This is a genomic window from Rhizobium sp. BK196 (genome assembly GCF_014193255.1).
Taxonomy (GTDB): domain Bacteria; phylum Pseudomonadota; class Alphaproteobacteria; order Rhizobiales; family Rhizobiaceae; genus Rhizobium.
This window is the reverse complement of sequence record NZ_JACHZB010000002.1, coordinates 123,055-148,644: the sequence shown is the minus strand read 5'-3', so window position 1 is coordinate 148,644 and position 25,590 is coordinate 123,055. Positions and strand designations below refer to the sequence as shown.

23 protein-coding genes are annotated in these 25,590 nt (G+C 62.8%); 18 read left to right on the top strand and 5 right to left on the bottom strand.

The genetic code is table 11. The annotated features are described in order from the left end of the window. Positions 1–72 precede the first annotated feature (72 nt). The 18 genes from oiaX (at position 73) to ugpC (ending at position 19,723) form a co-directional block, all read left to right on the top strand. Positions 73–1,329, top strand: a complete 1,257-nt coding sequence (oiaX, locus tag FHT78_RS07330; RefSeq protein WP_183742114.1) for a 3-oxo-isoapionate-4-phosphate decarboxylase OiaX — start codon at positions 73–75, stop codon at positions 1,327–1,329. Between the two features lie 5 nt (positions 1,330–1,334). Next, positions 1,335–2,669, top strand: coding sequence for a four-carbon acid sugar kinase family protein (locus FHT78_RS07325; RefSeq protein ID WP_183742112.1), 1,335 nt, complete (start codon positions 1,335–1,337; stop codon positions 2,667–2,669). Position 2,670: 1 nt separating this feature from the next. Further along, a complete protein-coding gene (locus tag FHT78_RS07320) occupies positions 2,671–3,474 on the top strand; it encodes a triose-phosphate isomerase (protein ID WP_183742110.1) in 804 nt (267 codons plus the stop codon). After that, positions 3,471–3,917 carry an RpiB/LacA/LacB family sugar-phosphate isomerase gene (locus tag FHT78_RS07315; RefSeq protein ID WP_009997599.1) on the top strand — a complete coding sequence of 149 codons (447 nt, stop codon included), beginning with the start codon at positions 3,471–3,473 and terminating at the stop codon, positions 3,915–3,917. Before FHT78_RS07320 ends, FHT78_RS07315 begins: the two co-directional genes overlap by 4 nt. Before the next feature lie 78 nt (positions 3,918–3,995). After that, a complete protein-coding gene (locus tag FHT78_RS07310) occupies positions 3,996–4,823 on the top strand; it encodes a phosphogluconate dehydrogenase C-terminal domain-containing protein (RefSeq protein WP_183742108.1) in 828 nt (275 codons plus the stop codon). Between the two features lie 97 nt (positions 4,824–4,920). After that, positions 4,921–5,862: a D-ribose ABC transporter substrate-binding protein gene (locus tag FHT78_RS07305; protein ID WP_004678737.1), complete on the top strand. Its 942-nt coding sequence runs from the start codon at positions 4,921–4,923 to the stop codon at positions 5,860–5,862. Between the two features lie 72 nt (positions 5,863–5,934). Further along, positions 5,935–6,579, top strand: a complete 645-nt coding sequence (locus tag FHT78_RS07300) for a DUF2291 domain-containing protein (protein ID WP_183742106.1) — start codon at positions 5,935–5,937, stop codon at positions 6,577–6,579. Further along, positions 6,576–8,126, top strand: a complete 1,551-nt coding sequence (locus FHT78_RS07295; protein WP_183742104.1) for a sugar ABC transporter ATP-binding protein — start codon at positions 6,576–6,578, stop codon at positions 8,124–8,126. The genes FHT78_RS07300 and FHT78_RS07295 overlap by 4 nt, the downstream gene beginning before the upstream one ends. After that, positions 8,123–9,184, top strand: a complete 1,062-nt coding sequence (locus tag FHT78_RS07290) for an ABC transporter permease (protein WP_085861797.1) — start codon at positions 8,123–8,125, stop codon at positions 9,182–9,184. Before FHT78_RS07295 ends, FHT78_RS07290 begins: the two co-directional genes overlap by 4 nt. Position 9,185: 1 nt before the next feature. Next, positions 9,186–10,220, top strand: a complete 1,035-nt coding sequence (locus FHT78_RS07285; RefSeq protein ID WP_183742102.1) for a Gfo/Idh/MocA family oxidoreductase — start codon at positions 9,186–9,188, stop codon at positions 10,218–10,220. Next, entirely contained in the window at positions 10,217–12,091 is a 1,875-nt protein-coding gene (locus FHT78_RS07280; protein WP_183742100.1) for a hypothetical protein, read from the top strand. Before FHT78_RS07285 ends, FHT78_RS07280 begins: the two co-directional genes overlap by 4 nt. Positions 12,092–12,229: 138 nt before the next feature. Then, positions 12,230–13,234, top strand: coding sequence for a dihydroxyacetone kinase subunit DhaK (locus FHT78_RS07275; protein ID WP_183742098.1), 1,005 nt, complete (start codon positions 12,230–12,232; stop codon positions 13,232–13,234). A 3-nt stretch (positions 13,235–13,237) separates the two neighbouring features. Further along, on the top strand, positions 13,238–13,885 hold the full coding sequence (gene dhaL / locus FHT78_RS07270) for a dihydroxyacetone kinase subunit DhaL (RefSeq protein WP_183742096.1): 648 nt from the start codon (positions 13,238–13,240) through the stop codon (positions 13,883–13,885). A gap of 69 nt (positions 13,886–13,954) precedes the next feature. Continuing rightward, a complete protein-coding gene (locus FHT78_RS07265) occupies positions 13,955–15,208 on the top strand; it encodes an extracellular solute-binding protein (RefSeq protein ID WP_183742094.1) in 1,254 nt (417 codons plus the stop codon). A 92-nt stretch (positions 15,209–15,300) separates the two neighbouring features. Then, the gene (locus FHT78_RS07260) at positions 15,301–16,200 is read left to right on the top strand and encodes a sugar ABC transporter permease (RefSeq protein ID WP_183742092.1); all 900 of its coding nucleotides are present in this window, start codon (positions 15,301–15,303) and stop codon (positions 16,198–16,200) included. After that, positions 16,197–17,081, top strand: a complete 885-nt coding sequence (locus tag FHT78_RS07255) for a carbohydrate ABC transporter permease (RefSeq protein WP_183742091.1) — start codon at positions 16,197–16,199, stop codon at positions 17,079–17,081. Before FHT78_RS07260 ends, FHT78_RS07255 begins: the two co-directional genes overlap by 4 nt. Positions 17,082–17,111: 30 nt before the next feature. Then, entirely contained in the window at positions 17,112–18,632 is a 1,521-nt protein-coding gene (locus FHT78_RS07250) for a DUF5060 domain-containing protein (protein ID WP_183742090.1), read from the top strand. A 20-nt stretch (positions 18,633–18,652) separates the two neighbouring features. Then, on the top strand, positions 18,653–19,723 hold the full coding sequence (gene ugpC, locus FHT78_RS07245; protein ID WP_183742089.1) for a sn-glycerol-3-phosphate ABC transporter ATP-binding protein UgpC: 1,071 nt from the start codon (positions 18,653–18,655) through the stop codon (positions 19,721–19,723). Positions 19,724–20,367: 644 nt separating this feature from the next. On the opposite strand, the gene FHT78_RS07240 is transcribed toward ugpC, so the two are convergent. Genes FHT78_RS07240 through FHT78_RS07220 form a run of 5 tightly spaced genes read right to left on the bottom strand, consistent with a single transcriptional unit; the run spans position 20,368 to position 25,578 of the window. Then, positions 20,368–21,138, bottom strand: a complete 771-nt coding sequence (locus FHT78_RS07240) for an ABC transporter ATP-binding protein (protein WP_183742088.1) — start codon at positions 21,136–21,138, stop codon at positions 20,368–20,370. 1 nt (position 21,139) lies between these two features. Next, complete coding sequence (locus FHT78_RS07235; protein WP_183742087.1) at positions 21,140–21,988, bottom strand: ABC transporter ATP-binding protein; 849 nt, start codon at positions 21,986–21,988, stop codon at positions 21,140–21,142. Further along, positions 21,981–22,892, bottom strand: coding sequence for an ABC transporter permease (locus FHT78_RS07230; RefSeq protein WP_183742086.1), 912 nt, complete (start codon positions 22,890–22,892; stop codon positions 21,981–21,983). Before FHT78_RS07230 ends, FHT78_RS07235 begins: the two co-directional genes overlap by 8 nt. Before the next feature lie 4 nt (positions 22,893–22,896). Continuing rightward, entirely contained in the window at positions 22,897–23,958 is a 1,062-nt protein-coding gene (locus FHT78_RS07225) for an ABC transporter permease (protein WP_183742085.1), read from the bottom strand. A 24-nt stretch (positions 23,959–23,982) separates the two neighbouring features. Then, positions 23,983–25,578: an ABC transporter substrate-binding protein gene (locus tag FHT78_RS07220; protein ID WP_183742083.1), complete on the bottom strand. Its 1,596-nt coding sequence runs from the start codon at positions 25,576–25,578 to the stop codon at positions 23,983–23,985. Positions 25,579–25,590: the final 12 nt, after the last annotated feature.

Here is a 25,590-nt window from a genome sequence, read left to right as displayed (position 1 = left end):
GGAATACTCATTATACCAGGTCACGAGTTGACGCCATGATTTTCCATGGCGAGAGGAGCAACCGTCCGTCTCATGATGATAATCCTGACCTACCGCATCGAAACGCCCGGCAGCGTCGAGGCGATGGCGGAGAAGATCGCCAGCGACCAGTCGACCGGAACCTTCGTGCCGGTTCCCGGCGAGACGGAAGAGCTGAAATCGCGCGTCGCCGCCCGGGTGCTGGCGATCCGCCCGCTCGAGGATGCGCGCCATCCGACCTGGCCCGAGGCATCGCCCGGCACGCTACTCCACCGCGCCGATGTCGACATCGCCTTTCCGCTGGAGGCGATCGGCACCGATCTCTCCGCCCTGATGACCATCGCGATCGGCGGCGTCTATTCGATCAAGGGCATGACCGGCATCCGCATCGTCGACATGAAGCTGCCGGAGGTCTTCCGGAGCGCCCATCCTGGGCCGCAGTTCGGCATTCCGGGCAGCCGCCGCCTCACCGGCGTCGAGGGTCGGCCGATCATCGGCACGATCGTCAAGCCGGCGCTGGGGCTGAGGCCGCACGAGACGGCGGAACTCGTCGGCGAACTGATCGAGTCGGGCGTCGACTTCATCAAAGACGACGAGAAGCTGATGAGCCCGGCCTATTCGCCGCTCAAGGAGCGCGTCGCCGCGATCATGCCGCGCATTCTCGATCACGAGCAGAAGACCGGCAAGAAGGTCATGTACGCCTTCGGCATCTCGCATGCCGATCCCGACGAGATGATGCGCAACCACGATATCGTCGCGGCGGCCGGCGGCAATTGCGCCGTCGTCAACATCAATTCGATCGGCTTCGGCGGCATGAGCTTCCTGCGCAAGCGCTCGAGCCTGGTGCTGCACGCGCATCGCAACGGCTGGGACGTGCTGACCCGCGATCCGGGCGCAGGCATGGATTTCAAGGTCTATCAGCAGTTCTGGCGGCTGCTCGGCGTCGACCAATTCCAGATCAACGGCATCCGGGTCAAATATTGGGAGCCGGACGACAGCTTCGTCTCCTCGTTCGAGGCCGTGAGCACGCCGCTCTTCGATGCCGCCGATTGCCCGCTTCCGGTCGCGGGCTCCGGCCAGTGGGGCGGACAGGCGCCGGAAACCTATCAGCGCACCGGCCGCACCGTCGATCTTCTCTATCTCTGCGGCGGCGGCATCGTCAGCCATCCCGGCGGACCTGCGGCCGGCGTGCGCGCCGTGCAGCAGGCCTGGCAGGCGGCGGTCGCCGGCATACCGCTGGAGGTCTGCGCCAAGGATCATCCGGAGCTTGCTGCCTCGATTGCGAAATTCAGCGACGGCAAGGGCACGTGACGGCGATGGATGGACTTCTCGTCAGCTATTACGGGGATGATTTCACCGGTTCCACCGACGTCATGGAGGCGCTCGCCTCGAACGGCGTCGAGACCGTGCTCTTCCTCGGCATCCCAAAGCCGGAGCTGCTTTCGCGTTTCGGCCATTGCCGCGCGATCGGCATTGCCGGAACGAGCCGCAGCGAGACGCCGGCATGGATGGACGAGCATCTTGCACCGGCCTTCCAATGGCTGAAATCGCTCGGCGCTGCCATCTGCCATTACAAGGTCTGCTCTACCTTCGATTCCAGCCCCGGCATCGGCAATATCGGCAAGGCGATCGAGATCGGCCGCACGGGTTTCGGGCAATCCATTGTGCCCGTCATCGTCGGCGCGCCGCAATTGAAGCGCTATACCGCCTTCGGCAATCTTTTCGCCGCCTATCAGGGCCGCGTCTTCCGCATCGACCGCCACCCCGTGATGAGCCGCCATCCCGTCACGCCGATGGATGAGGCGGATCTTGCGCTGCACCTGTCGAAGCAGACCTCGCTTCCCGTGCTGCTTGCCGATCTCGTCGTAATCACCGCGGCCGATGCCGACCGGCAGATCGACGAGCTGGCGTCGCATCCGGACGGCATTCTGCTTCTCGATGTCGACTCCGAGGCAACACAGGCGGCAGCCGGGCGACAGATGCTGCGTGTCGCCGCCCGCTCGGGAGGCTTCGTCGCCGGCTCCTCGGGGGTCGAATACGCCCTGCTCGGCGCCTGGCGGCAGGCCGGCGCGATTGCCGGGGGTAGCGCCGAATTTCCCGATATCAGCCCGGTCGAGCGGCTTGCCGTCGTCTCCGGCAGCGTCTCGCCGACGACCGAGCGCCAGATCCGCGCGGCCGTCGAAAACGGTTTCGAGAGCATCGCGCTCGATCCGCTCGCGCTGGTCTCGAATGGCGAAGCTGCGGTGGACGCGGCCGTGCAGGCCGGTATCCGGACGCTGAAGGAAGGCCGGAGCGTCATTCTTTACACGGCGCTCGGCCCATCCGCCGACCGCGGCGCCGATATCGACCGGCTTCCGGGCGCTCGCCACCAGCTCGGCAGCGCGCTCGGCACGATCCTGCGCAGGCTGATCGAGCAGGAAGCACTGCCGCGCGCGGTCGTCGCCGGCGGCGACACGTCGAGCCACGCGCTGCGGCAATTGAAGATCGACGCGCTGACGACGCTGCTGCCGCTGCCCCAGACGCCGGGCTCGCCGCTCTGCCTGGCGCATGGCGATTATGTGCCGACCAACGGCCTGCAAATCGCGCTGAAGGGCGGGCAGGTCGGCACTGACGGCTATTTCGCGCAGATCCGCGACGGGAGGAAGAACTGAGATGGTCGTCTGGGTCGGCACCAGCTTCAAGATGAACAAGACGCTTGAGGAAGCGCTCGCCTTCGCGCGCCGCCTCGCCGATGCGGATCTTGAACGCGATCCCCGCGTGCAGCGCTTCATCATCCCCTCCTTCACGGCGGTGCGCGAGGTCAAGCGCGTGCTTTCCGAGACCTCGGTGAAGGTCGGGGCGCAGAACATGCATTGGGAGGATGCCGGCGCCTGGACCGGCGAGGTTTCTCCGCTGATGCTGAAGGATTGCCGGCTCGATCTCGTCGAGCTCGGCCATTCCGAACGGCGCGAACATTTCGGCGAGACCGACGAAACCGTCGGCCTCAAGGTTGCCGCCGCGATCCGCCACGGCCTGACGCCGCTGATCTGCATCGGCGAGACCCTGCAGGAGCGCAACGAGGGCCGGGCCGACGCCGTGCTGCGGCGGCAGGTCGAGGCCGCCCTGCGGGGCGTCGACACCGAGGCTGGCAAGGCTCCGATCCTGCTTGCCTACGAGCCGGTCTGGGCGATCGGCGTCAACGGCATTCCGGCGACGGCCGATTATGCCTCGCAGCGGCACGGCAAGATCGCCGAGGTGGCGAAATCCATTCTCGGCCGCCCGGTGCCGGTCCTCTACGGCGGCAGCGTCAATCCCGGCAATTGCGAGGAACTGATCGGCGAGCCCGATATCGACGGCCTGTTCATCGGCCGCTCCGCCTGGTCCGTCGAAGGCTATCTCGACATTCTCGGCCGCGTCAGCGCGGCGATCGACCGCTCATCTCCACGCCAGACGGCGAGTGAAAGGAAACTGCCATGAAGATCGCAATTGGCGCCGACAGCGCCGGCAAACCGCTCCTGGATGTCATTGCCGCCCATCTTGCCGGCAAGGCGGATCTCGAAGTGCACGATCTCAGCCAATCCGGCTTCTATGCCGATCTCTCCCAGCGCCTCGCGCAGACGATCGTCGATGGCGAGCATGAGCGCGGCATCCTGTTCTGCGGCACCGGCATCGGCGTGTGCATCTCCGCCAACAAGGTGCCGGGCATCCGCGCCGCGCTCACCCACGACACCTATTCGGCGGAACGCGCGGCGAAATCCAACAACGCCCAGATCATCACCATGGGCGCGCGCGTCATCGGGCCGGAACTGGCGAAATCGATCGTCGACGTCTGGCTCGCCTCCGAATTCGACCCCGATGGCCCGTCGGCCGGCAACGTGCAGGCGATCGACCGGCTCGATGCGGAAAAACATGGGGCCTAAGCGCCTAAGTAATGATATGGTGATTGACTCATCATACCAGTATATGATCCTATCCAGAACTGAAAAGGTGAGGAAAACATGACCAAGATTGCTCTCTTCGGCGCCGGCGGCAAAATGGGATACCGGCTTGCCAAAAATCTCAAGGGCTCGCGCTTCGAAGTGCGCCATGTCGAGGTGAGCGATGCCGGCAAGGCCCGCCTGAAGAACGATCTGGGCCTCGATTGCGTGCCTGTCGACGCCGCGCTCGACGGCGCCGACGTCGTCATCCTCGCCGTGCCGGATACGGTGATCGGCAGGGTCGCGGCCGGCATCGTCGACAAGCTCGCGCCCGGCACCATGGTGGTGGCGCTCGATGCCGCCGCTCCCTTCGCCGGCCATCTGCCGAAGCGCGACGATCTCACCTATTTCGTCACCCATCCCTGCCATCCGCCGATCTTCAACGACGAGACGGATATGCAGGCCAAGAAGGATCATTTCGGCGGCCTCTTCGCCAAGCAGCACATCGTCTCGGCGCTGATGCAGGGTCCGGAAAGCGCCTATGCGCTCGGCGAGGAAATCGCCAAGGTCATCTGGGCGCCGGTCATGCGTTCGCACCGGGTGACGGTCGATCAGCTCGCCATGCTCGAACCCGGCCTTTCCGAGACCGTCTGCGCCTCGCTGCTCGTCATCATGCGCCAGGCGATGGACGAATGCGTGGCCCGCGGCGTACCGGCCGAAGCCGCCCGCGATTTCCTGCTCGGCCATATGAACGTGCTCGGCGCGGTCATCTTCAAGGAGGTCGACGGCGTCTTCTCGGATGCCTGCAACAAGGCGATCGAGTTCGGCATCCCGGCCCTGATGCGCGACGACTGGAAGAAAGTTTTCGAACCGCAGGAGATCGCCGAAAGCATCCGGCGCATCACCTGAACCGGCCCGGGGGAGGCAAATCCTCCCCCTGCTACCGCTCCGGAGACGGGGCACCGCTCCGGGGAGACGGAGCGTCATTCACAACAGGGAGGAAAGAATGAAACTGACACGCAGACTGACACTCGCAGCCTTCGCCAGCGCGCTGGCGCTCGGAACGGCCATGCCGGCCTTCGCGGCCGATCTCATCGCCATCATCACCCCGGCGCACGACAACCCGTTCTTCAAGGCCGAAGCCGTCGGCGCCGAAGCCAAGGCGAAGGAGCTCGGCTACGAGACCCTCGTCATGACCCATGACGACGACGCCAACAAGCAGTCTGAGATGATCGATACGGCGATCGGGCGCGGCGCCAAGGCGATCATTCTCGACAATGCGGGCGCGGACGCTTCCGTCGCCGCCGTCAAGAAGGCCAAGGATGCCGGTATCCCCTCCTTCCTGATCGACCGCGAGATCAACGCGACCGGCGTCGCCGTCGCCCAGATCGTCTCGAACAACTATCAGGGCGCGCAGCTCGGCGCGCAGGAATTCGTCAAGCTGATGGGCGAGAAGGGCAATTATGTCGAGCTGGTCGGCAAGGAGTCCGACACCAATGCCGGCATCCGCTCGCAGGGCTATCACGACGTCATCGACGATTATCCCGAGCTGAAGTCGGTCGCCAAGCAGTCGGCCAACTGGAGCCAGACGGAAGCCTATTCGAAGATGGAGACCATCCTTCAGGCCAATCCGGATATTAAGGGCGTCATTTCAGGCAATGACACCATGGCGATGGGCGCGATCGCAGCGCTGCAGGCCGCCGGCCGCAAGGACGTGATCGTCGTCGGTTTCGATGGGTCCAACGATGTGCGCGACTCCATCAAGTCGGGCGGCATCAAGGCGACCGTGCTGCAGCCCGCCTATGCGCAGGCGCAGCTCGCGGTGGAGCAGGCCGACGCCTACATCAAGAACAAGACGACGCCGAAGGAAGAGAAGCAGCTGATGGACTGCGTTCTCATCAATGCCGACAATGCCGGCAAGCTCGAAACCTTCGCACTGACGAACTGATCAGCCCAATTGCGGAGGGTGCAATGTTGCGCCCTCCGCAATGCATTTTGCGAGACGCCGAGGTTCACCTGCATGTTGAGAATGAAGGGCGCATTGCTGGCTGCCGTCGTGGCGGCGGCCCTGCCCGGTTGCAAGATCATCAAGACGCCGACCGCGGAGGAGAAGGCGGCGGCCGCGGCCAAGACCGCTTTCGATCCGAATGCCAAGGTCGAGGCGATCTGGCAGCCTCAGGTCGTGCCCTATTTCGAAAAGCGCGCCGGCGAGCTGAAGGACGTCATGCAGCTCGTTTCCGCGAGTCCCGATGCCGCGGGCGAAAAATACGGGAATCCGCGCAAGCAGAGCAGCTCGCCCTGGACTTATGCGGTGAAGATCACCGGCACGGTCGTCGCGGCCGACACCGCTTCGCGCGCGGCGACGCTCGACGTCGACGCCGATGGCGACGGAAAGGCCGATGCGAAGGTGCAGATCGGCCCGGCGCTGCGCGGCACAGCACTGCGCGACACGCTCGATTTCGTCAATTTCAATGAGTTCAAGAACCAGATCGAATGGGCGCAGTTCGGCAAGGCGTTCAACGAGAAGGCCAATACCGCCTTCCTCTCCGCCGTCCCGCGCGACGGTCTTACCGGCAAGGTGGTAACGGTGATCGGCGCCTTCCCGCTGCCGAGAAGCGGCGAGCTGCCGCTCGTCACACCTTCGGAATTGAAGGTGGGATCATGACGGCCGCGGACGCACATCAGGATGACATCATCCTCCGTCTCGACGACGTGTCGAAGGTTTATTCCGGCATCGTCGCCGTCAAGCGCGCCAATCTGGAGCTGCGCCGCGGCGCGGTGAATGTTCTGGTCGGCGAAAACGGCGCCGGCAAATCAACGCTGATGAAGATCATCGCCGGCGTCGAGCGCCCGACGCTAGGCCGCATCATTCTGGACGGCAAGCCCGTCTCCTTCGACAGCCCGGCCGACGCGCAGGCGAACGGCATCGGCATGATCTTCCAGGAGCTCAATCTTTTCGCCAACATGTCGGTCGCCGAAAACATCTTCGCCAGGCGCGAAATCACCCGCGGCCTGCTCGGCATCGATCACAAAGCGCAGGTCGAAAAGGCCAACGAATTCCTGCGGCGTCTCGATGCCGGCATCGAGGCCGACACGATGGTCGAGGACCTGCCGATCGGCCAGCAGCAGCTGGTCGAGATCGCCAAGGCGATGTCGCTTAATGCCCGCATCCTGATCATGGACGAGCCGACCTCGGCGCTGTCGGCGGCCGAAGTCGAGATCCTGTTCAAGGTGATCGCCGAGCTGAAGGCGCAGGGCGTGGCGATCGTCTATATCTCGCACCGGCTGGAAGAGCTGATGCGGATCGGCGATTACATCACCGTGCTGCGCGACGGCCAGATCACCGGCCATGCCATGGTGCGCGACATCGACACGCGCTGGATCGTCCGCTCAATGATCGGCTCGGACGCCAAGGATTTCGCGAAATCCGTCACCCATTCCGTCGGCGAGGAAGTTTTCCGCGCCGAAAACATCAGCCTTCCCCGGCCGACCGGCGGGCTTGCGGTCAACGACGTTTCCCTGTCGGTCAAGGCAGGTGAGATCCTCGGCATCTATGGCCTGATGGGCGCCGGGCGCAGCGAATTCTTCGAATGCGTGATCGGGCGCCACACCCATTCGACCGGCAAGATCTTCATCGACGGCAGGCAAGTGCGCGCCCGCGACACCACGCGGCGCATCCGCCGCGGCATTGCGCTGATCCCGGAGGACCGGCAGCGCGAGGGGCTGGTGCAGGTGCTCTCCATCGCTTCCAACCTGACGCTCGCAAGCCTGTCGCGCTTCACTCGGCTTTTCCATATCGACAGCCGCGCGGAGAAGAATGCTATTCAGGAGGCGATCCGCGATCTCTCCATCAAGGCGCCCAACCCGGATTTCGAGGTCACCTCCATGTCCGGCGGCAACCAGCAGAAGGTCGTCATCGGTAAGGCGCTGATGACCAATCCGAAGGTGCTGCTGATGGACGAGCCGAGCCGCGGCATCGATGTCGGCGCCAAGGCCGACGTCTTCCGCACCATGCGCCGGCTGGCGGCAAACGGGCTCGCCATCCTGTTTTCGACCTCCGACCTCGAAGAGGTCATGGCACTATCCGACCGCATCGCGGTCTTGAGCAATGGCCAACTGGTCGCCGTCTTCGACAGGGACGAAGCGACGGAAGACGCCATTATCTCGGCTTCGGCCAAGGGACACGGACATCAAGGGAAACTCGCGTCATGATGGCGGCTACCTCAACTCTTGCGCCGAAGGGCGCCAACGGCTCTGCGCTTCTGACGCTGATGAAGCTCAGGACCTTCATCGCGCTCTTCGCCGTCATCATCTTCTTTGCGATCTTCGCGCCGAACTTCACCTCGACGGCGAACATGATCCTGATGTCGAAGCACGTGGCGCTGAACGCCTTCCTCGCCATGGGCATGACCTTCGTCATCATCACTGGCGGGATCGACCTCTCGGTCGGCTCGATCGTCGGGCTCTGCGGCATGGTCGCCGGCGGGCTGATCCTCTACGGCATCGAGCTGCCGATCGGCTACACGATCTATTTCAACCTCTTCGAGATCGTGCTGATCACGCTGTCGATCGGCCTCGTCATCGGCCTGATCAACGGTCTGCTGATCACCAAGCTCAACGTCGCGCCCTTCATCGCCACGCTCGGCACGCTCTACATCGCCCGCGGCCTGGCGCTGCTGTCGTCTGATGGCCAGACTTTTCCGAACCTCGTCGGTCGGCCGGAATATGCCACCACCGGCTTCGACTTCTTCGGCGCCGGCCGTATTCTCGGCCTGCCGGTGTCGATCTGGATCCTGATCGTGCTGGCGCTTGCGGCCGCCTATGTCGCGCGTTCGACGCCAATCGGCCGCCACATCTTCGCCGTCGGCGGCAATGAACGGGCGGCGCGCATGTCCGGCATCCGCGTCGATGTCGTGAAGATCTTCGTCTACATGTTCTCCGGCCTTTGCGCGGCGATCGTCGGCGTCGTCATCTCCTCGGAGCTGATGGCCGCCCATCCGGCGACCGGCGAAAGCTTCGAACTCAATGCGATCGCCGCAGCCGTGCTCGGTGGCACCTCGATGTCGGGCGGGCGCGGCACGATCGGCGGCACGATCATCGGCGCCTTCGTCATCGGCATCCTCTCCGACGGTCTTGTCATGATGGGCGTTTCCTCCTTCTGGCAGATGGTCATCAAGGGCCTCGTCATCATCATCGCGGTGGTCGTCGACCAGGCGCAGCGTCGCCTGCAGCAGCGCGTCACCCTCATGCAGATGGCAAAGGCAGGTTGACATGACCGAATTGAAAGGCGCGTTGATCGGCTGCGGCTTCTTTGCGATCAACCAGATGCATGCCTGGAACGATGTCGACGGTGCCGGCATCGTCGCGATCTGCGACCGCGATCCCGAGCGGCTGAAGCTCGTCGGCGACCAGTTCGGCATCGAGCGGCGCTATAGGGATGCCGAGGCGATGTTTGCCGATGGCGGCTTCGATTTCGTCGATATCGCCACGACAGTCCAAAGCCACCGCGCGCTGGTGGAAATGGCCGCGAGGAATAAGGTGCCGGCCATCTGCCAGAAGCCTTTCGCCAGGACGCTGGCGGATGCCAAGGCGATGGTCGAAGCCTGCCGCGCTGCCGGCGTGGCGCTGATGGTGCACGAGAACTTCCGCTGGCAGACGCCGATCCAGGCGGTGCGCAAGGCGCTCGATGCCGGCGCCATCGGCACACCCTTCTGGGGCCGCTTCTCCTTCCGCTCGGGCTACGACGTCTTTTCCGGCCAGCCCTATCTCGCCGAAGGCGAGCGTTTCATCATCGAAGATCTCGGCATCCATACGCTAGATATCGCCCGCTATATCCTCGGCGACGTCAGCGCGCTGACCGCCCGCACCAAGCGAGTCAACCCCAGGATCAAGGGCGAGGATGTCGCGACCATCCTGCTCGATCACGAAAACGGCGCGACCTCCGTCGTCGACGTCAGCTACGCCACCAGGCTCTCAAAGGAGCCCTTCCCCGAGACGCTGATCGAACTCGACGGCTCCGAAGGCACGATCCGCCTCAGCCAGGGCTACGGCCTCGAGATCACCAACGGCAAGGGCACGACCGTCACGGATGTCTCGCCGAAGCTGCTGTCCTGGGCCTCGCGGCCCTGGCACAACATCCAGGAAAGCGTCTATGCGATTGAGCAGCATTGGGTCGATCAGCTCAGGCGCGGCGCGGAACATTCGACCTCGGGCGCCGACAATCTGAAGACCTTCGCCCTCGTTGAGGCCGCCTATGACAGCGCCGCGCGCGGCCAGACGATCGATATCGGGGCTCTGCTGCGATGACCGCCGATGCGTTCCAGCTCTACGGCACCCGCACTGCGGAAAGGCCGCCGGTCCGCCTGACGGCGGGAAAGCTGACGGCCAATCTCGCCGACGGCAATCTCCGCACGATCCGTTACGACGGTGTCGAGGTGCTGCGGGCGATTTCCTACCTCGTCCGCGACCGGGACTGGGGCACCTACAGCCCTGAGATCACAGACCTCAGGATCGAGCAAGGCGAGGATCGTTTCGAGGTCGCCTATCTCGCCCGCTGCCAGGGACCTGATACGACGACGCTCGTGATCGACGTCCGCATCTCAGGCCATCAGAACCGGCTCGATTTCGAGGCCGAAGCCCGAAGCGGAACCGGCTTCGAGACCAACCGCTGCGGCTTCTGCATCCTGCATCCGATCGTCGGCGTCGCCGGTTCGCCGGCGGCGGTCGAGTATGTCGACGGCCAGATCGCGGCGACGCGTTTTCCCAATGTCATCGAGCCGTGGCAGCCCTTCAAGAACATGCGCGCCATCACCCATCAGATCATGCCTGCTGTGAGCGCGGAATGCCGGATGGAGGGCGACACTTTCGAGATGGAGGACCAGCGCAACTGGTCGGACGCCTCCTACAAGACCTATGTCCGGCCGCTCGCTTTGCCCTGGCCTTACCAGATCTCGGCGAACCAGCCTGTCCGGCAGAAGACGTCGCTGATCATCAGCGATATCAGCCGCTCCGTTGCGCCGTCAGCCGCAACGCAGAGCAGCGTCATAAGGCTCGAGCTCGGTACGCGAACCGGCACTATGCCCGATATCGGCGTGATCGTGACCCCCGAGGAGGCCGAGGCGACACTGGCGGCCGGATCCCTCCTGTCAGAGATCGCGCCTCGCGAGCTGCTCTTCCATTTCGATCCCAACGCCGGGCATGGCCCCGACGCATTGAAAAACTTCGCCGCGATCGCGGCTCTCCATCACGGCCGCTCAACGCTGGAAATCGCGCTTCCCTGCAAATCGTCGCCGGCAGTCGAGGCCGCCGAGATCGCGCGGCAGATGCAGCAGGCGGGATTCAAGCCGGATGCGATCCTGATCTCGCCTTCCGTCGACCGGCAATCGACGCCGCCCGGCAGCAAATGGCCGGACTGCCCTCCCCTCGAAGAGGTCTATGCCGCGGCCCGCGCCGCCTTTCCCGGCATTCGCATCGGCGGCGGCATGCTGAGCTATTTCACCGAGCTCAACCGCAAGCGCGTGCCGGCGGACGAGATCGATTTCGTCAGCCATTGCACCAACCCGATCGTGCATGCGGCCGACGATCTCAGCGTCATGCAGACATTGGAGGCGCTGCCCTTCATCACGCGCTCCGTCCGCGCGATCTACGGCGACAAGCCCTATCGCATCGGCCCGTCGACGATCGCGATGCGGCAAAATCCCTATGGCAGCCGCACGATGGACAATCCGTCCGGTGGGCGCATTCCGATGGCCAACCGCGACCCCCGCCACAACGGCCGTTTCGCCGAGGCCTTCGCGTTCGGCTATGCGATCCGGGTGCTGGAGGCCGGTCTCGAATGCCTGACGCTTTCGGCGCTGACCGGTCCTTTCGGCCTGATCGCCGGTCCCGATGAACCGGTCGAGCAAGGCGGGCGGCGGCCGCTCTTCAACACGGTGCGGACCTTGTCGGCCTTGGCGGGAGCATCCTGGCAGGAATGCCTCTCGTCTTCGCCCTCAGAAGTTCTGTCGTTCGTGGCGGGGGATGCCGCAGGCGCCAGGCTCTACGTGGTCAATCTCACGGGAGAAGAACAAAGGGGCGGCGGCAGCGCATTGGCCGAAGAGGTGCGGCTCGGGCCTTTCGCGACGGTCGCCTTGCCGCTAGAACAGGATGATTTTAGGCCCGGTTGGCCTAAAATCTGAATCCCGTTCTAAATTAAAGAGTTAGAGCATGATGTCGTCGGAAAGCCGCTCACACTTTTCGGCATCGCGCTCTAGCGGATTGACCTCCGGCCCGCCCGCCGCATCTATTCAGTCGGAGCTCGTTCTGGGAGGATCGGCGTGAAGACGAAGAAGCTTATCAATGCAGGCGCGGATGCCGTCGATGAGATGCTGCAAGGCGTTCTCGCCGCGCATCCCGAGCACCTCTATGCCGTGGATGGCGTGCCGCGCGCCATCGTTGCCAGGAACGGGCCGCGCAAGGGCAAGGTCGGGCTGGTGATCGGCGGCGGCTCCGGGCACGAACCGACATTCCTCGGCTATGTCGGCAAGGGGCTCGCCGATGCCGCCGCGATCGGCAACGTCTTCGCCTCGCCGCCGCCCGATCCGATTGCGGCCTGCGCCATGGCCGTCGACGGCGGCGTCGGCGTGTTGTTCATGTACGGCAATTATGCCGGCGACGTCATGAACTTCGACATGGCCGCGGAAATGCTGGCGCTCGACAACATCGCGGTGCGCACCGTTCTGACCACTGACGATGTCGCGTCCGCGCCAGCCGATCAGAAGGACAGGCGGCGCGGGGTCGCGGGCAATGTCTTTATCTTCAAGGCCGCCGGTGCTGCCTGCGATCTTCTCTATTCCTTCGACGAAGTCGAGCGCGCCGCCCGCCACGCCAATGCGCGAACCTATACGATGGGTGTTGCGCTCTCGCCCTGCTCGCTGCCCCAGACCTTGAAGGCGAACTTCCAGATCGGCGAGGAGGAGATGGAGATCGGCATGGGCATTCATGGCGAGCCGGGCGTGGCGCGCGGGCCGCTGAAGACGGCCGACGCGGTGACCGACGAACTGATGGACAATCTTCTCCAGGAGATGAAGGCCGAGCGCGGCGACCGCGTCGCCGTCCTCGTCAATTCGCTCGGCTCCACGCCGATGATGGAACTCTACATCATGATGCGGCGCGTCAAGGCGCGGCTCGACGAGGCCGGGCTCGTCATCCATACCTCGCTCGTCGGCAATTACTGCACCTCGCTCGAAATGGCCGGAGCGTCCATCACGCTCATGCATCTCGACGACGAGCTTCAGCGGCTGATCGACCATCCCTGCGACTGCGCCATGTTCAGGAGGTGATCGATGGCGATCGCGACCAAAGACCTGCAGCGCCTCTTTGCCCTGATCGCCGCCGATATCGCGGCGCATCGCGACCATCTCTGCGAGCTGGACGGCGCGATCGGCGACGGCGATCACGGCCTTGCCATGGATGCCGGCTGTGAGGCCGCGGCCAAGGCGGTCGCAGCACTCGACCCCGCGCAGGCCGCGCCGACGGCTGCCTTCAACGCGGCGGCAAAGGCGTTCCTGAACGCGGTCGGCGCATCCTCCGGCCCGCTCTATGCGACCGCTTTCATGCGCGCCGGCGCCGCCGTCAAGGACAGGCCGGACCTCGCGGATGAGGAGTTTGTGCGCGCTTTCGCGGCGATGGCTGCGGGCATTCAAGAGCGCGGCAAGGCCGAGCCCGGCGAAAAGACCATGGTCGATGCCTGGAAGCCCGCGGCCGATGCGGCGCTTGAGGCCTGGGCATCGGGAGCCTCCCTCCTCGAATGTCTCGATCTGGCCGAGCGGGCGGCGCGCCAGGGCTGCGAAGCGACGAGGGATATGACGGCCGCCAAGGGGCGGGCGTCGCGGCTGGGCGAACGGGTGATCGGTCATATCGATCCCGGCGCGGCGTCGGCCGCGATCCTCATTGCCGCCATCGCGAAATTCACACAGCATCGTGATGGTTAGCTCATCATACCAGTTGACATGTAAATGATCATCTGCGACAAGGGGCCGCTTATCAAGAGGAGGACGGTAATGCTGACCCTATCCGCGAAATTGAAGACGGCGAGCATCATCGCGATCGCCATGGCGTCTTTCGCCGCGACGCCTGTTCTTGCCGAAGACATCACGCTCTGGACCCTCAACTTCGACAATAATGCCGCCAACGGCGCGCTGAAGAAGGTGGCGACGGATTTCGAAGCGGCGAACCCGGGCACGCATATCGAGATCGTCCAGCGCGCCGTTGACGAGCACAAGACTGCGCTGCGCGTCGCGGCCGGCTCCGACAAGGGCCCCGACATTTATTTCAGCTGGGCGGGCCTCGGTCTGGGCGGCGAATATGTGAAGGCCGGTCTCTCCCTGCCCCTCGACAAGTACTACACCGAATATAAGTGGACCGACGAACTGCTGCCGTCCGCAGCCGCCTTCGCCGATCTCTATCCGGGCGGCAAGCACGGCGTTCCCTTCACCTTCAAGGGCGAAGCCGTCTATTACAACAAGAAGCTGTTCGAGCAGGCCGGCATCACAGAAGAGCCGAAGACCTATGAGGAGCTTCTCGCCGCCGCCGAGAAGCTGAAGGCCGCGGGCATTCCCGCCTTCACCTTCGGCGGCACGGTCAACTGGCACGTCATGCGCCTGATGGACGTGATCCTCGAAACCAGGTGCGGCGCCGAAAAGCACGACGCGCTGAAGGCGATGACGCTGGACTGGACCAAGGAGCCCTGCGCGACGGACGCCTTCGCCGAATTCGCCAAGTGGACCAAGGACTATACGCTGCAGCCATTCATGGGCATCGACAACAAGCAGTCCTACAGCCTCTTCACGGCAGGCCGGGCGGCGATGATGCTGGAAGGCGACTGGCTGGTCAGCCAGCTCAACGGCTCCGGCGCCAATCTCGACGATTACGGCATCTTCCCCTTCCCGACCAATACCGAACGTCTCTATGGCTTCGCCGAGTACAATTACATCAGCACCAAGAGCAAGAATCCCGACATTGCCGCCAAGTTCCTCGACTATTTCCTGTCGACCAAGGTGCAGCAGGATCTGCTCGGCCAGCTGAGCTCGACCTCCGTCAACAAGAACGTCCAATATGCCAACCAGAAGCCGCTCGAGGCGGAATGGCTGGGCATCTTCCAGAAATACGGCAAGGTCTACATGAACGGCGACCAGGCCTTCCCGCTCGATGTCACGACGGAATATTTCCGCGTCATCAACGACGTCGCCTCCGGCAACACCGAACCGGCCGAGGCGGCTAAGCAGCTGCAGAGCTTCATCGCCAGCAGAACCTGATTCCTCCCAAGCGCCGGCCGATCGACGCACGCGTTGATCGGCCGGCACCTTCTTTCGCGAGCTGGCTGCAAAGGCCCTGCCAGGAGGAAAGCATGTCACTTCGACAATCGACACATGATCCGCGCATGCAGGCTGCGATCCTGCTGGTGCCGGCGCTGGCGATCTACGCGGTCTTCGCGCTCTACCCGATGCTCAACGTCGTCATCCTGAGCTTCCAGAAGTGGAACGGGCTCGATGCCAACCGACAGTTCGTGGGTATGGCCAATTATTCGGCGATCTTCACCCGCGATCCTGTCTTCTGGGTCGCCTTCCGCAACACGGTGATCTGGACGCTGATGAGCCTGATCTTCCCGCCGCTGGTCGGCCTGTTGCTGGCGCTCAGCCTCAACCAGAAGATCTTCGGCCGCAACGGGTTGCGGGCGATCTTCTATCTCCCCGTCATCATCGCGCCGATCGCCGTCGCCACCATGTGGAAGTGGATGTACGATCCCTTCTTTGGACTGTTCGCCCAGCTGCTGACCTCCTGGGGTATGCAGGGCTGGATCAAGGACTGGCTCGGCAACAAGGATATCGCGCTCTACTCCGTCTTCGTCGCCTATCTCTGGCAGACGGTCGGCTTCTCCATGGTGCTCTTCCTGGCCGGCCTGCAGAACGTCTCGCAGACGCTGGTCGAGGCCGCGCGCATCGATGGCGCCGGCCGCTGGGCCGTCTTCAAGCATGTGACGCTGCCGGCGCTGCGCCCGACGATCACCATCGTTCTCGTTCTTTCCATCATCTCGTCGCTGAAGGCCTTCGACATCGTCTATGGCCTGACCGGCGGCGGCCCGGCCCAATCCACCCAGATGCTGGCGCTCTGGGCCTTCACCCAGGCCATGCAGATCTTCGATTTCGGCCGGGGTGCGGCGATCTCTGTCGTCCTGCTGATGATCACCATGGCCGTCGTCATTCCCTATTTGAGATGGACCCAGAGGCATGAGGAGGTCGAATCGTGACAGCAGTGCCGAGCGATACCGCCGCCGTGGATCTCGACGTCCAGCCGTCGTCGATGAAGCGCGATCCTGTCCTGATCGGTCTTTGGATCACGCTCGTCATCGTGGCCCTCGTCTGGGTGGCGCCCTTTGTCTTCATCGTCTTCACTTCGCTGAAGACGCCGGCGGCGGTGACGAGCACCGGCGCCTTCATGCCGCCGACCGAGCTTGCCTATGACAATTACAGCGCTGCCTGGAGCCGCGGCAATTTCGCCAACTCCTTCCTCAACAGCGTCATCATCACCGTCATCAAGGTGCCGCTCGGCCTGTTCCTCTCAGCCATGGCCGCCTATGCGCTCGCCAAGATCAGGCTGAAGATCAGCAAGGCCCTGCTGCTTCTCGTCGTCTTCGGCACGATGATCCCCTTTCAGGTGATGCTGGCGCCGCTCTTCACCCTCGTCAATTCCTTCGGCCTGATCGACACCTATCCCGGCGTCATCCTGCCCTATATCGCCTTCGGCGTGCCCTATCAGGTCTTCATCCTGCACGGCTTCTTCAAGAGCATTCCGAAGGAGCTTTCGGAGGCGGCGCTCATCGACGGCGCAAGCCATTTCACCATCTTCCGCAGGATCTTCCTGCCGGTCTGCCTGCCGGTGCTCGCCGCGCTGCTCATCCTCGATTTCGTCTCCACCTGGAACGAATTCGCCATGGCGCTGGTGCTGCTGCAGGACCAGCACATGTGGACGCTGCCGCTCGGCCTGATGTCGTTCCAGGGGCAGTTCTCCAGCAATTACGGCCAGCTCAACGCCGCGATCGTCATGACCGTGCTTCCGGCGACGACCGTCTATCTCATGTTCCAGCGCTACTTCGTCTCCGGCCTCACCTCCGGCGCCGTCAAGGGCTGATCGCGAAATCATTTTACGAGGAGAGACAGAATGCCCGATGCAGCAGTCGAAAAATGGGGCGTGTTCGAGGCCGTCTTCGAAGGGCCGGCCGGCGGCAACCCCTATCTCGACGTGGCATTCGATGCCGTCTTCACCCATAAGAGCCGCGAAGTGCGGGTGCCGGGCTTCTATGATGGCAACGGCACCTACCGCATCCGCTTCATGCCAGACAGCGAGGGCGAGTGGTCGTTCAGGACGCGCTCGAAGACCGCAGCGCTCGACGGCAAGACCGGCACTTTAGCCGCGACCGCCCCTTCATCTGGCAATCACGGCCCGGTGCGGGTGCGCAACAAATTCCATTTCGCCTATGCCGACGGAACGCCGTTCCTTTCCTTCGGAACGACCTGCTATGCGTGGACGCACCAGCCGCTCGAAATGCAGAAGCAGACGCTGGAGACGCTGAAGAAAGCCCGCTTCAACAAGATGCGCATGGGCGTCTTTCCGAAGGATTATCCCTATAACGTCAACGAGCCGCTGCACGCATGCTTCGAGCGCGGCGCGGACGGCAAGGAAGACTTCGATCGCCCGAATCCCGCGGCCTTCCGGCATTTCGAACAGCAGGTGGCGGCGCTGTGCGATCTCGGCATCGAAGCAGATATCATCATCTTCCATCCCTATGACCGCTGGGGCTATGCCGACATGTCGGTCCCGCAAGACTTCCGCTATGTCGAATATCTCGCCGCGCGGCTTGCCGCCTACCGGAACGTCTGGTGGTCGCTCGCCAACGAATATGATTTCCTGATCGACACCAAGCCGATGGAGCAATGGGACCGCTACTTCCACATTCTGGAGGAAAACGATCCCTACCAGCATCTGCGCTCCATCCATAATGGCGACGTGACGGCCAATTTCGATCACCGCAAGCCGTGGGTCACCCATACCTGCATTCAGAACCCCGACGTCAAGCGCACCCAGGAATGGCGCAATGCCTACGGCAAGCCCGTCATCAACGACGAGCCCGAATATGAGGGCGACATCCTGCAGTCCTGGGGCAATCTCCATGCCGGGGAACTGGTGCACCGCTTCTGGATCACGATGGCGCGCGGCGGCTATGCCGGCCACGGCGAGACCTATTCCCATCCCGAGGATCTGATCTGGTGGGCCAAGGGCGGGGAACTCCGCGGCGAAGCCTGGAAGCGGATCGGCTTCCTGCGCGATCTGCTGGAGGCGGACGTCAAGCACGGCCTCGAGCCGCTCAGCGTCATCGGCGAATGGCCCTGGTCGCGCGTTTCAGGCGCGCGTGACGGCGACGGCGATTTCCGCCTGATTTATTTCGGCGAACATCAGCCGGTGATCTGGTCCACCGGCCTGCCCGTCGATGGCGACGATTACGATGTCGACATCATCGACACCTGGGAAATGACGATCACCCCGGCCGAGAAGGTGGCCGCACCCGTTCCGTATCCGACGCGCCACGGCTCGGTCGTGCGCGGCGGCAAGCCGGACGCCGCCTTCGGCGTGAAAATCCCGCGCAAGCCGTATCAGGCGCTGCGCGTGCGCAGGAAGCGCTAAAACAGTCGAAGGGATCGCAAATGTCTGGCTTGAGCATCAGAAACGTCAAGAAGTCCTTCGGCGCCGTCGATATCATCCACGGCGTCGACGTCGAGATCGCCGATGGCGAATTCACCATCCTCGTCGGTCCCTCCGGCTGCGGCAAATCCACATTGCTGCGCATGATCGCCGGGCTCGAGGACATTACCGGCGGGGAGATCAGCATCGACGGGCGGGTGGTGAACAATCTGCAGCCCAAGGATCGCGACATTGCGATGGTCTTCCAGAACTACGCCCTCTATCCGCAGATGACGGTCTCCCAGAACATGGGCTTCGCGCTGGAACTCGCCGGCGCCAAGCGGCCGGAGATCGAGAAGAAGGTCGGCGAGGCCGCGGCTATCCTCGGCCTGCAGCCGCTGCTCGACCGCAAGCCGGCGCAGCTTTCCGGCGGCCAGCGCCAGCGCGTCGCCATGGGCCGAGCCATCGTCCGTGATCCGAAAGTCTTCCTGTTTGACGAGCCGCTTTCCAACCTTGATGCCAAGTTGCGCGTGAAGATGCGTGCCGAGATCAAGGCGCTGCACCAGCGCCTGAAGACCACGATCGTCTATGTCACCCACGATCAGATAGAGGCCATGACCATGGCCGATAAGATCGTCGTGCTGCATGGCGGCCGCGTCGAGCAGATCGGCAGCCCGCTCGAACTCTACGACAAGCCGCGCAACATCTTCGTCGCCGGCTTCCTCGGCTCCCCCGCCATGAACTTCCTCGAAGGCACCATCGCCGATGTCGGCAGCCCGGCGCTGGCGCTGAACGGCGGTTCGCGCGTGAAACTCTCACGCGCGCCGGCCAGTTCCGCCAACCGGCCGGTCACGCTCGGCATCCGTCCCGAAGACATTGCCTTTGGCGGCGAGACCGGCGTCGATGCCGTGGTCAAGGTGGTCGAGCCAACGGGTTCGGAAACTCATGTCGCCGTGGAAGTCGACGGCAGGGAACTGACCTGGGTGGTGCGCGAGCGGGTCGACATCGCTCCTGAACAGCCGGTGAAACTGTCCTTCGAAACCTCGAAGGTACATTTCTTCGACCAGCAGACGCAGCAGCGTCTCAGCACCTGATTCTCGCCGTGAACACCCATTGGAAGCGATATCCGTCGCGATCAAACCGATGGTGAATGTCGTCAACGCTGTATCGTCTCGTCGGAGCAGACCAAGCTGCTGCGGCTGACGGGCAATGGTATCTGTAGAATATACTCGGCTGCGATGCGGCCTTCATTAGGGCGCTGAACCTCTACAGCGTATAGGCGCTCCGGCACCTGCACTTGGCGGCGTCTGATAGGTGGGAGGGATGCCAGCACGCGATACCGGATGCTGCAGGGCGATGCGATATGGCGCGTGCTGCAGACCATACGATCTGAAATTGCCGTTTCTCTCAATTAAGCAGATGTTCGAAAAACCTAACGGGTCCATAACATCCTTGATCGCGCTGCCCCACAGCGGTCGTCGCTTTGGCCGCTGGCGCGGCCTCAGGCTTCTTGGAAACCAGCAACGCAGCGTCATTGCGACTGCATCAAAATGAGTCAAAACCAAATTTGCACACCGAAACACAGCCAAGTGCATGGCGCCGCTCACATAAAGGGGTGATCGCGCACACCGCCAAGCGATCTGCCAGACAATAGTGGATGGAGCGCACTCGGCCATCTAGTTTCACCTCGCATCCGACGTCCCCTTCGCCTTGCGGACGAGAGGGTGCCAACCGGTCGTTAAGCCGGCATCTTCGTTTTCGGAATGTATCCCCTGCTCCCGTCCAGCAGCGTCTTCGTGTAGAAGTGCTGAACGCTCCCATTCAGAAGCTGCTCCCGCGTCGTAACCTCAACGAAGATGCCGTCCTGCATGACCGCAACGCGATTGCAGAGATGCGCGATGACCGCCATGTCGTGGCTGACCAAGACATAGGTCAGATTCGACCGTTCACGCAGATCCCTTAGGAGGTTGAGTATCTCGGCCTGGATCGAGACGTCGAGCGCGGACGTCGGCTCATCGAGCAACAGGATCTTCGGCTCGAGGATAAGGGCGCGCGCAATCGCCACGCGCTGCCGCTGCCCTCCTGAGAGCTGGTGAGGGAAGCGATGCCGGAAGCTGGGCGGCAGGCCCACGTCGCGCAGCACTTGCTCGACACGCTCTTCTCTCCGGTTCAACCCATGGATTTCGAGCGGCTCCAGCAGCGTACGCCCGATCGTATGACGCGGATGAAGGGAGCCGAACGGGTCCTGGAACACCATCTGCTGCTTTGCGAGTTGCGCGCGGGATCGCTTCGGGCCAACCTCGTCGTCGTCGATCGACACCGAACCGTTCCATCTCTTGATGCGTCCCGCCAGCGCGCCGAGCACCGTCGACTTGCCGCAACCGCTTTCGCCAACCAGACCGAAGGTTTCGCCAGGCGCGACCTCGAAGGTCACGTTTTTGACGACCTTCTTGAAATCATTGCCACTGCCGAAGGATACGGCGAGATCGTTTACCGATATGATGGACATCTCACGCCTCCGCCCAGCTTGCCTGGCGCTTCAGCACTTCCAGACGGTCTCGAGGATGATCGAGACTTGGCAGCGCCTCAAGAAGGCCGCGTGTATAGGGATGGGTTGCGTCATCGAGCCTGGAAGCTTCGATGATTTCCACGATCCGGCCTGCATACATGATGATGACGCGGTCGCAGAAACTCTTCACGAGGTTGAGGTCGTGGGAGATGAAGATCAGGCCGATGTTACGCTCGGTGATCAGGTCATCAAGGATAGACAGCACCTGCTGGCGCACGGTCACGTCGAGTGCGGAGGTCGGCTCGTCGGCGATGATCAGCGAGGGCGAGGAGATCAGCATCATAGAGATCATGATGCGCTGGCCCATGCCACCCGAGACTTCATGCGGGTAGAGATTGAAGACGCGCTGCGCGTCGCGGATGTTTACCCGTTCCAGCATGGCGAGCGTGCGCTCGCGCGCCGCCTTCTTTCCAAGACGCTCGTGCAGGATGACGGTTTCGGCGATCTGCTCGCCGACGGTCATGACAGGATTGAGCGAGTATTTCGGGTCCTGCAGGATCATCGAAATCCGGCTGCCGCGGATCGCGCGCATATCGGCTTCGGTGGCGGCCAACAGGTCTACGTCCTCGAAGCGCATCTTGTCAGCAACCACGCGCGCGGTATCCGGTTGAAGCCGCATGATGGCGCGTCCAGTCGTGCTCTTGCCGGAACCGGATTCGCCAATGATGCCCACTTTCTCGCGGCCAACATCGAAGCTCACATTCTTAACGGCGTTGACCACGCCGGACAGCGTCGGAAACTGCACCGACATGTTCTTGACCGAGAGGATCGGTTTTAACTGTTCAGGCATTGCGTGGATCCATGATGTCGCGCAGTCCGTCGCCGAGCAGATTGAAGGCGAGACTGACCAGAAGAATGGCGATGCCAGGAATGGTCGTCAGCCACCAGGCGTCGAGAAGATATTGCCGCCCGGAGGCCGCCATAGCGCCCCATTCGGGCATCGGCGGCTGGGCGCCGAGCCCGAGGAAACCAAGACCGGCGGCCGTGAGGATGACGCTCGACATGTTGAGCGTCAGGCGGATGATGATCGACGGCGCGCAAAGCGGCACGATATGGCGAAACAGAATGCGTCCCATACCGGCACCCTGCAACTCGGCTGCTACGACGAAATCGGCGGCGCGGAACGTCAGCGTTTCGGCGCGCGCCAGGCGGGCGATCGGCGGCCAGACGGTGAGCGCGATGGCGATCACGGCGTTCTCGATGCCAGGACCAAGCGCTGCGGAAAAGGCGAGCGCCAGCACGAGGCTTGGAAACGACAGGAAGATATCGGTGATGCGCATCAAGACGACATCGACCCAGCCGCCGAGATAGCCGGCGGTCGCGCCGATCGCAAAGCCGATCGGCGCCACGATCACCGTGACCAGGATGCTGATGTAAAGTGTCGTACGAGCACCGTAGACCAGACGTGAGTAGACGTCGCGGCCGAACTCGTCGGTGCCAAACCAGTTAACCGAGGATGGCGGCTTCAGCGCCATCGTCAAATCCTGGACGATCGGATCATGGCTGGCTAGCAGAGACGCGAAGATGGCGATCAATATCAGCATCAGCACGACCAGGAAGCCGGCGAAAGCCAGTGGGTTTGCGATCAGGTTCAGCCACAGTACATAGGCCTTGTGGAGGCGCGCCTGACGCGTCGAGGAGAACTCCTCGTTGATCAGCCAGTTGTGCAGATCGTTGAAGTAGCGTGTCGCCATGATGTCACCGGGTACGCGGATCGAGGAACCGATAGGTCAGGTCCGACAGGAGATTGATGGCAATCGAGATGATGCCGATGAGGAGCACGCTGCCGAGGACCGCATTCATGTCGGCGAAAAACAGCGCCGAGGTCAGGTATTGGCCAAGGCCGGGCCAGGCGAAGACCGTCTCGATCAGAACCGTGCCGTCGAGGAGGCCGCAGTAGGCCAACGCGATGATCGTGAGCAACTGCACCCTTATGTTCCGGAAGGCATGGCGCCAGATGATCGCCCGCTGTCCAAGTCCTTTGGCCTTCGCGGTCAATATGTATTCCTGTCGCAACTGCTCGAGCATGAAGCTGCGGCTCATGCGGCTGAGATAGGCCATTGCGGCGTAGCCGAGGATCAGGGCGGGAGCCGCGACATGTAGCAGGGCGTCGCGGAAGACCTCCCATTCGCCTGCAAGGACTGCGTCCACGAGGATGGAGTTAGTCGGCCCTTCGACCAGGCCCTCGTTGTAGACGTCGAGGCGGCCACTTCCGGGGATGAGACCGAACTTTGCGTAGAAGACCAGGATGACGATCGTGCCCAGCCAAAAGATCGGCGTCGAGTGGCCGAGCAGACCGACGACACGCGCCATGTGATCGACCCAGGTGCCCTTGCGGACGGCAGAGATGATACCGAGCGGGATGCCGAAGCCCGCGCCGATGATCGTTGCCAGCGTGGCGAGTTCCAGCGTCGCGGGGAAGACACGGCCGAGATCGCTGGCAACGGGGTTTTTCGTCACATGCGATTGGCCAAAATCCAGATGCGCGACATTGCCGAGATAGGTGGCAAATTGCACATAGAGCGGTTGATCCAGCCCCATCTCCTTGTAGACCCGCTCATAGGTCTCGTGATCGGCCTGGTCCCCGATAACGGCAATAACCGGATCGGCGGGAACCATGCGGCCAACGACAAAGGTGATCACGAGCAAACCGAGCAGCGTCGTCAGGATGACAGCAAAGGATGCCGTCACCTTGCGCAGCGCACCAAGAGCAGCACGTCCGCCTGCCGGCGCGTTTCCAGATGTCTGTGAGATACTCACGTCATTCTCCTCGACAAGAAGGGCCTATTCACCCTTCGAGACGGTGTCCCAACGGGTGAGCCAGGTCGAATGACCGACATAACCCTTGACTTCCTTTCTGACCGCCTTCGCGTCCGTGCGCTGGAAAGAGGTGATCAAAGCCGGCGAAGCGTCCAAATAGGCTTTGTTGATCTTGGCGTAGAGATCGGCGCGCTTCTGCTGGTCGGTTTCGTGCGCGGCGGCCGTGACCATGTCCTGGATATCCTTCGGGACCTCCCAGGCGGAGCGCCAGGCGATCAGGCCGGAGAGTTTCGCATCGTCGGCGTTGTTCGGGTTCGTCGCATATGACGCCAGAACCGCATGTGGATCGGGCAGGCGTTCGCCGGTCCGCGCCGAAAAGATCTCGAACTCACGGTTGCGGAACTTACCTATATGGTCTCCACCCTGCAGGTCGAGCTTGATGCCGGCCTTGGCCGCATTGGCCTGCAGCGCTTGGGCAACTTCGTACTCCGGCGTGACGGGTGTCGCATAATACACCTTGGAGAAGCCGTTTGGATAACCGGCCTCGGCCAGCAATTGCTTGGCCTTGTCGATATCGAGCTTGTAGGGATTATCCGTGCTGGCGCCAGGCAGACCGCCGGGAATGATCGTCTGCTGCTTGATACCGTAATATTTCATGACGGTGTTGGCGAGACCGTCGTAATCGATGAGATAGCGGAATGCCTCGCGAACCTTTGGCTTGGCAAGGATTTCGTCCTTCTGGTTGAGCGCCAGATAGTAGAAGCCGAAGCCCGGCGTCTTCTGGATGTCGGCCTTGCCGCCGGCTTCAATGGCCGCCAGATCGGTCGAGGAAAGACGCGTCGCGACATCGACGTCGCCGGCTTCCAACTGGAGACGCTGACCGGATGATTCCGGCATATGGCGAAGGATGACCCGGCGCATTTTCGGCGCGCCCTGCCAGTAGTCCTTGAAGGCGTCGGAGATCAGGAGGTCGTTGACGCGCCAGGTTCTGAGCGAATAGGGGCCGGATCCGGCATCGTTGGTCTGTAGGAATTCGCGGCCCATGTCGCCGTTCTTCTCGTTTTTGGCGAGAAGCTTACTGTCCAGGATCGAGGTCGAGAAGCTGGCGAGCGAGAAGAGGATCAGGTTCGGGTTCCAAACCTCACGCGTCTGCAGCACTACCGTCGCATCATCGGTCGCCTTGATCAGCTCATCGGCATTCTTGTCGGTAATCCCCCACTGGCGAAGATCGACCGAAGGTGCCAGGCCGAGCTTCACCAGGCGACGCAGCGACCACTCGACATCCTTGGCGGTCAGTGCATTGCCCGAGTGGAACGTGACGCCGGAGCGGATCTTGAAAGTGAAGGTCTTGCCGTCATCGGACACTGTCCAGCTTTCGGCGATACCCGGCTGCGGCGTGGTGATGTCGTCGGCGGAGAGCACGATCAGTCGCTCATAGAGGTTGGCGACGATCTCCGCCGATTCCAGCTGGTTTAGCTCGTTCGGATCCAGACCGCGCATGGAGGACATGTTGGTGGCGATCACCAGCTGGTCCTTGGGCGTCGCCGCCTCAGCGCCGAGCGGTATGGCAAGCGTCGATGCCATCATCGCCGACGCCATCAGAAAACTGCGTCTTTTCATCGTCCTATCTCC

What these genes read in the sequence shown, in the direction of transcription:
- oiaX (WP_183742114.1), top strand. Translation starts at nt 73, where the DNA reads ATGATGATAATCCTGACCTACCGCATCGAAACGCCCGGCAGCGTCGAG.
- FHT78_RS07325 (WP_183742112.1), top strand. Translation starts at nt 1,335, where the DNA reads ATGGATGGACTTCTCGTCAGCTATTACGGGGATGATTTCACCGGTTCC.
- FHT78_RS07320 (WP_183742110.1), top strand. Translation starts at nt 2,671, where the DNA reads ATGGTCGTCTGGGTCGGCACCAGCTTCAAGATGAACAAGACGCTTGAG.
- FHT78_RS07315 (WP_009997599.1), top strand. Translation starts at nt 3,471, where the DNA reads ATGAAGATCGCAATTGGCGCCGACAGCGCCGGCAAACCGCTCCTGGAT.
- FHT78_RS07310 (WP_183742108.1), top strand. Translation starts at nt 3,996, where the DNA reads ATGACCAAGATTGCTCTCTTCGGCGCCGGCGGCAAAATGGGATACCGG.
- FHT78_RS07305 (WP_004678737.1), top strand. Translation starts at nt 4,921, where the DNA reads ATGAAACTGACACGCAGACTGACACTCGCAGCCTTCGCCAGCGCGCTG.
- FHT78_RS07300 (WP_183742106.1), top strand. Translation starts at nt 5,935, where the DNA reads ATGTTGAGAATGAAGGGCGCATTGCTGGCTGCCGTCGTGGCGGCGGCC.
- FHT78_RS07295 (WP_183742104.1), top strand. Translation starts at nt 6,576, where the DNA reads ATGACGGCCGCGGACGCACATCAGGATGACATCATCCTCCGTCTCGAC.
- FHT78_RS07290 (WP_085861797.1), top strand. Translation starts at nt 8,123, where the DNA reads ATGATGGCGGCTACCTCAACTCTTGCGCCGAAGGGCGCCAACGGCTCT.
- FHT78_RS07285 (WP_183742102.1), top strand. Translation starts at nt 9,186, where the DNA reads ATGACCGAATTGAAAGGCGCGTTGATCGGCTGCGGCTTCTTTGCGATC.
- FHT78_RS07280 (WP_183742100.1), top strand. Translation starts at nt 10,217, where the DNA reads ATGACCGCCGATGCGTTCCAGCTCTACGGCACCCGCACTGCGGAAAGG.
- dhaL (WP_183742096.1), top strand. Translation starts at nt 13,238, where the DNA reads ATGGCGATCGCGACCAAAGACCTGCAGCGCCTCTTTGCCCTGATCGCC.
- FHT78_RS07265 (WP_183742094.1), top strand. Translation starts at nt 13,955, where the DNA reads ATGCTGACCCTATCCGCGAAATTGAAGACGGCGAGCATCATCGCGATC.
- FHT78_RS07260 (WP_183742092.1), top strand. Translation starts at nt 15,301, where the DNA reads ATGTCACTTCGACAATCGACACATGATCCGCGCATGCAGGCTGCGATC.
- FHT78_RS07250 (WP_183742090.1), top strand. Translation starts at nt 17,112, where the DNA reads ATGCCCGATGCAGCAGTCGAAAAATGGGGCGTGTTCGAGGCCGTCTTC.
- ugpC (WP_183742089.1), top strand. Translation starts at nt 18,653, where the DNA reads ATGTCTGGCTTGAGCATCAGAAACGTCAAGAAGTCCTTCGGCGCCGTC.
- FHT78_RS07240 (WP_183742088.1), bottom strand. Translation starts at nt 21,138, where the DNA reads ATGTCCATCATATCGGTAAACGATCTCGCCGTATCCTTCGGCAGTGGC.
- FHT78_RS07235 (WP_183742087.1), bottom strand. Translation starts at nt 21,988, where the DNA reads ATGCCTGAACAGTTAAAACCGATCCTCTCGGTCAAGAACATGTCGGTG.
- FHT78_RS07230 (WP_183742086.1), bottom strand. Translation starts at nt 22,892, where the DNA reads ATGGCGACACGCTACTTCAACGATCTGCACAACTGGCTGATCAACGAG.
- FHT78_RS07220 (WP_183742083.1), bottom strand. Translation starts at nt 25,578, where the DNA reads ATGAAAAGACGCAGTTTTCTGATGGCGTCGGCGATGATGGCATCGACG.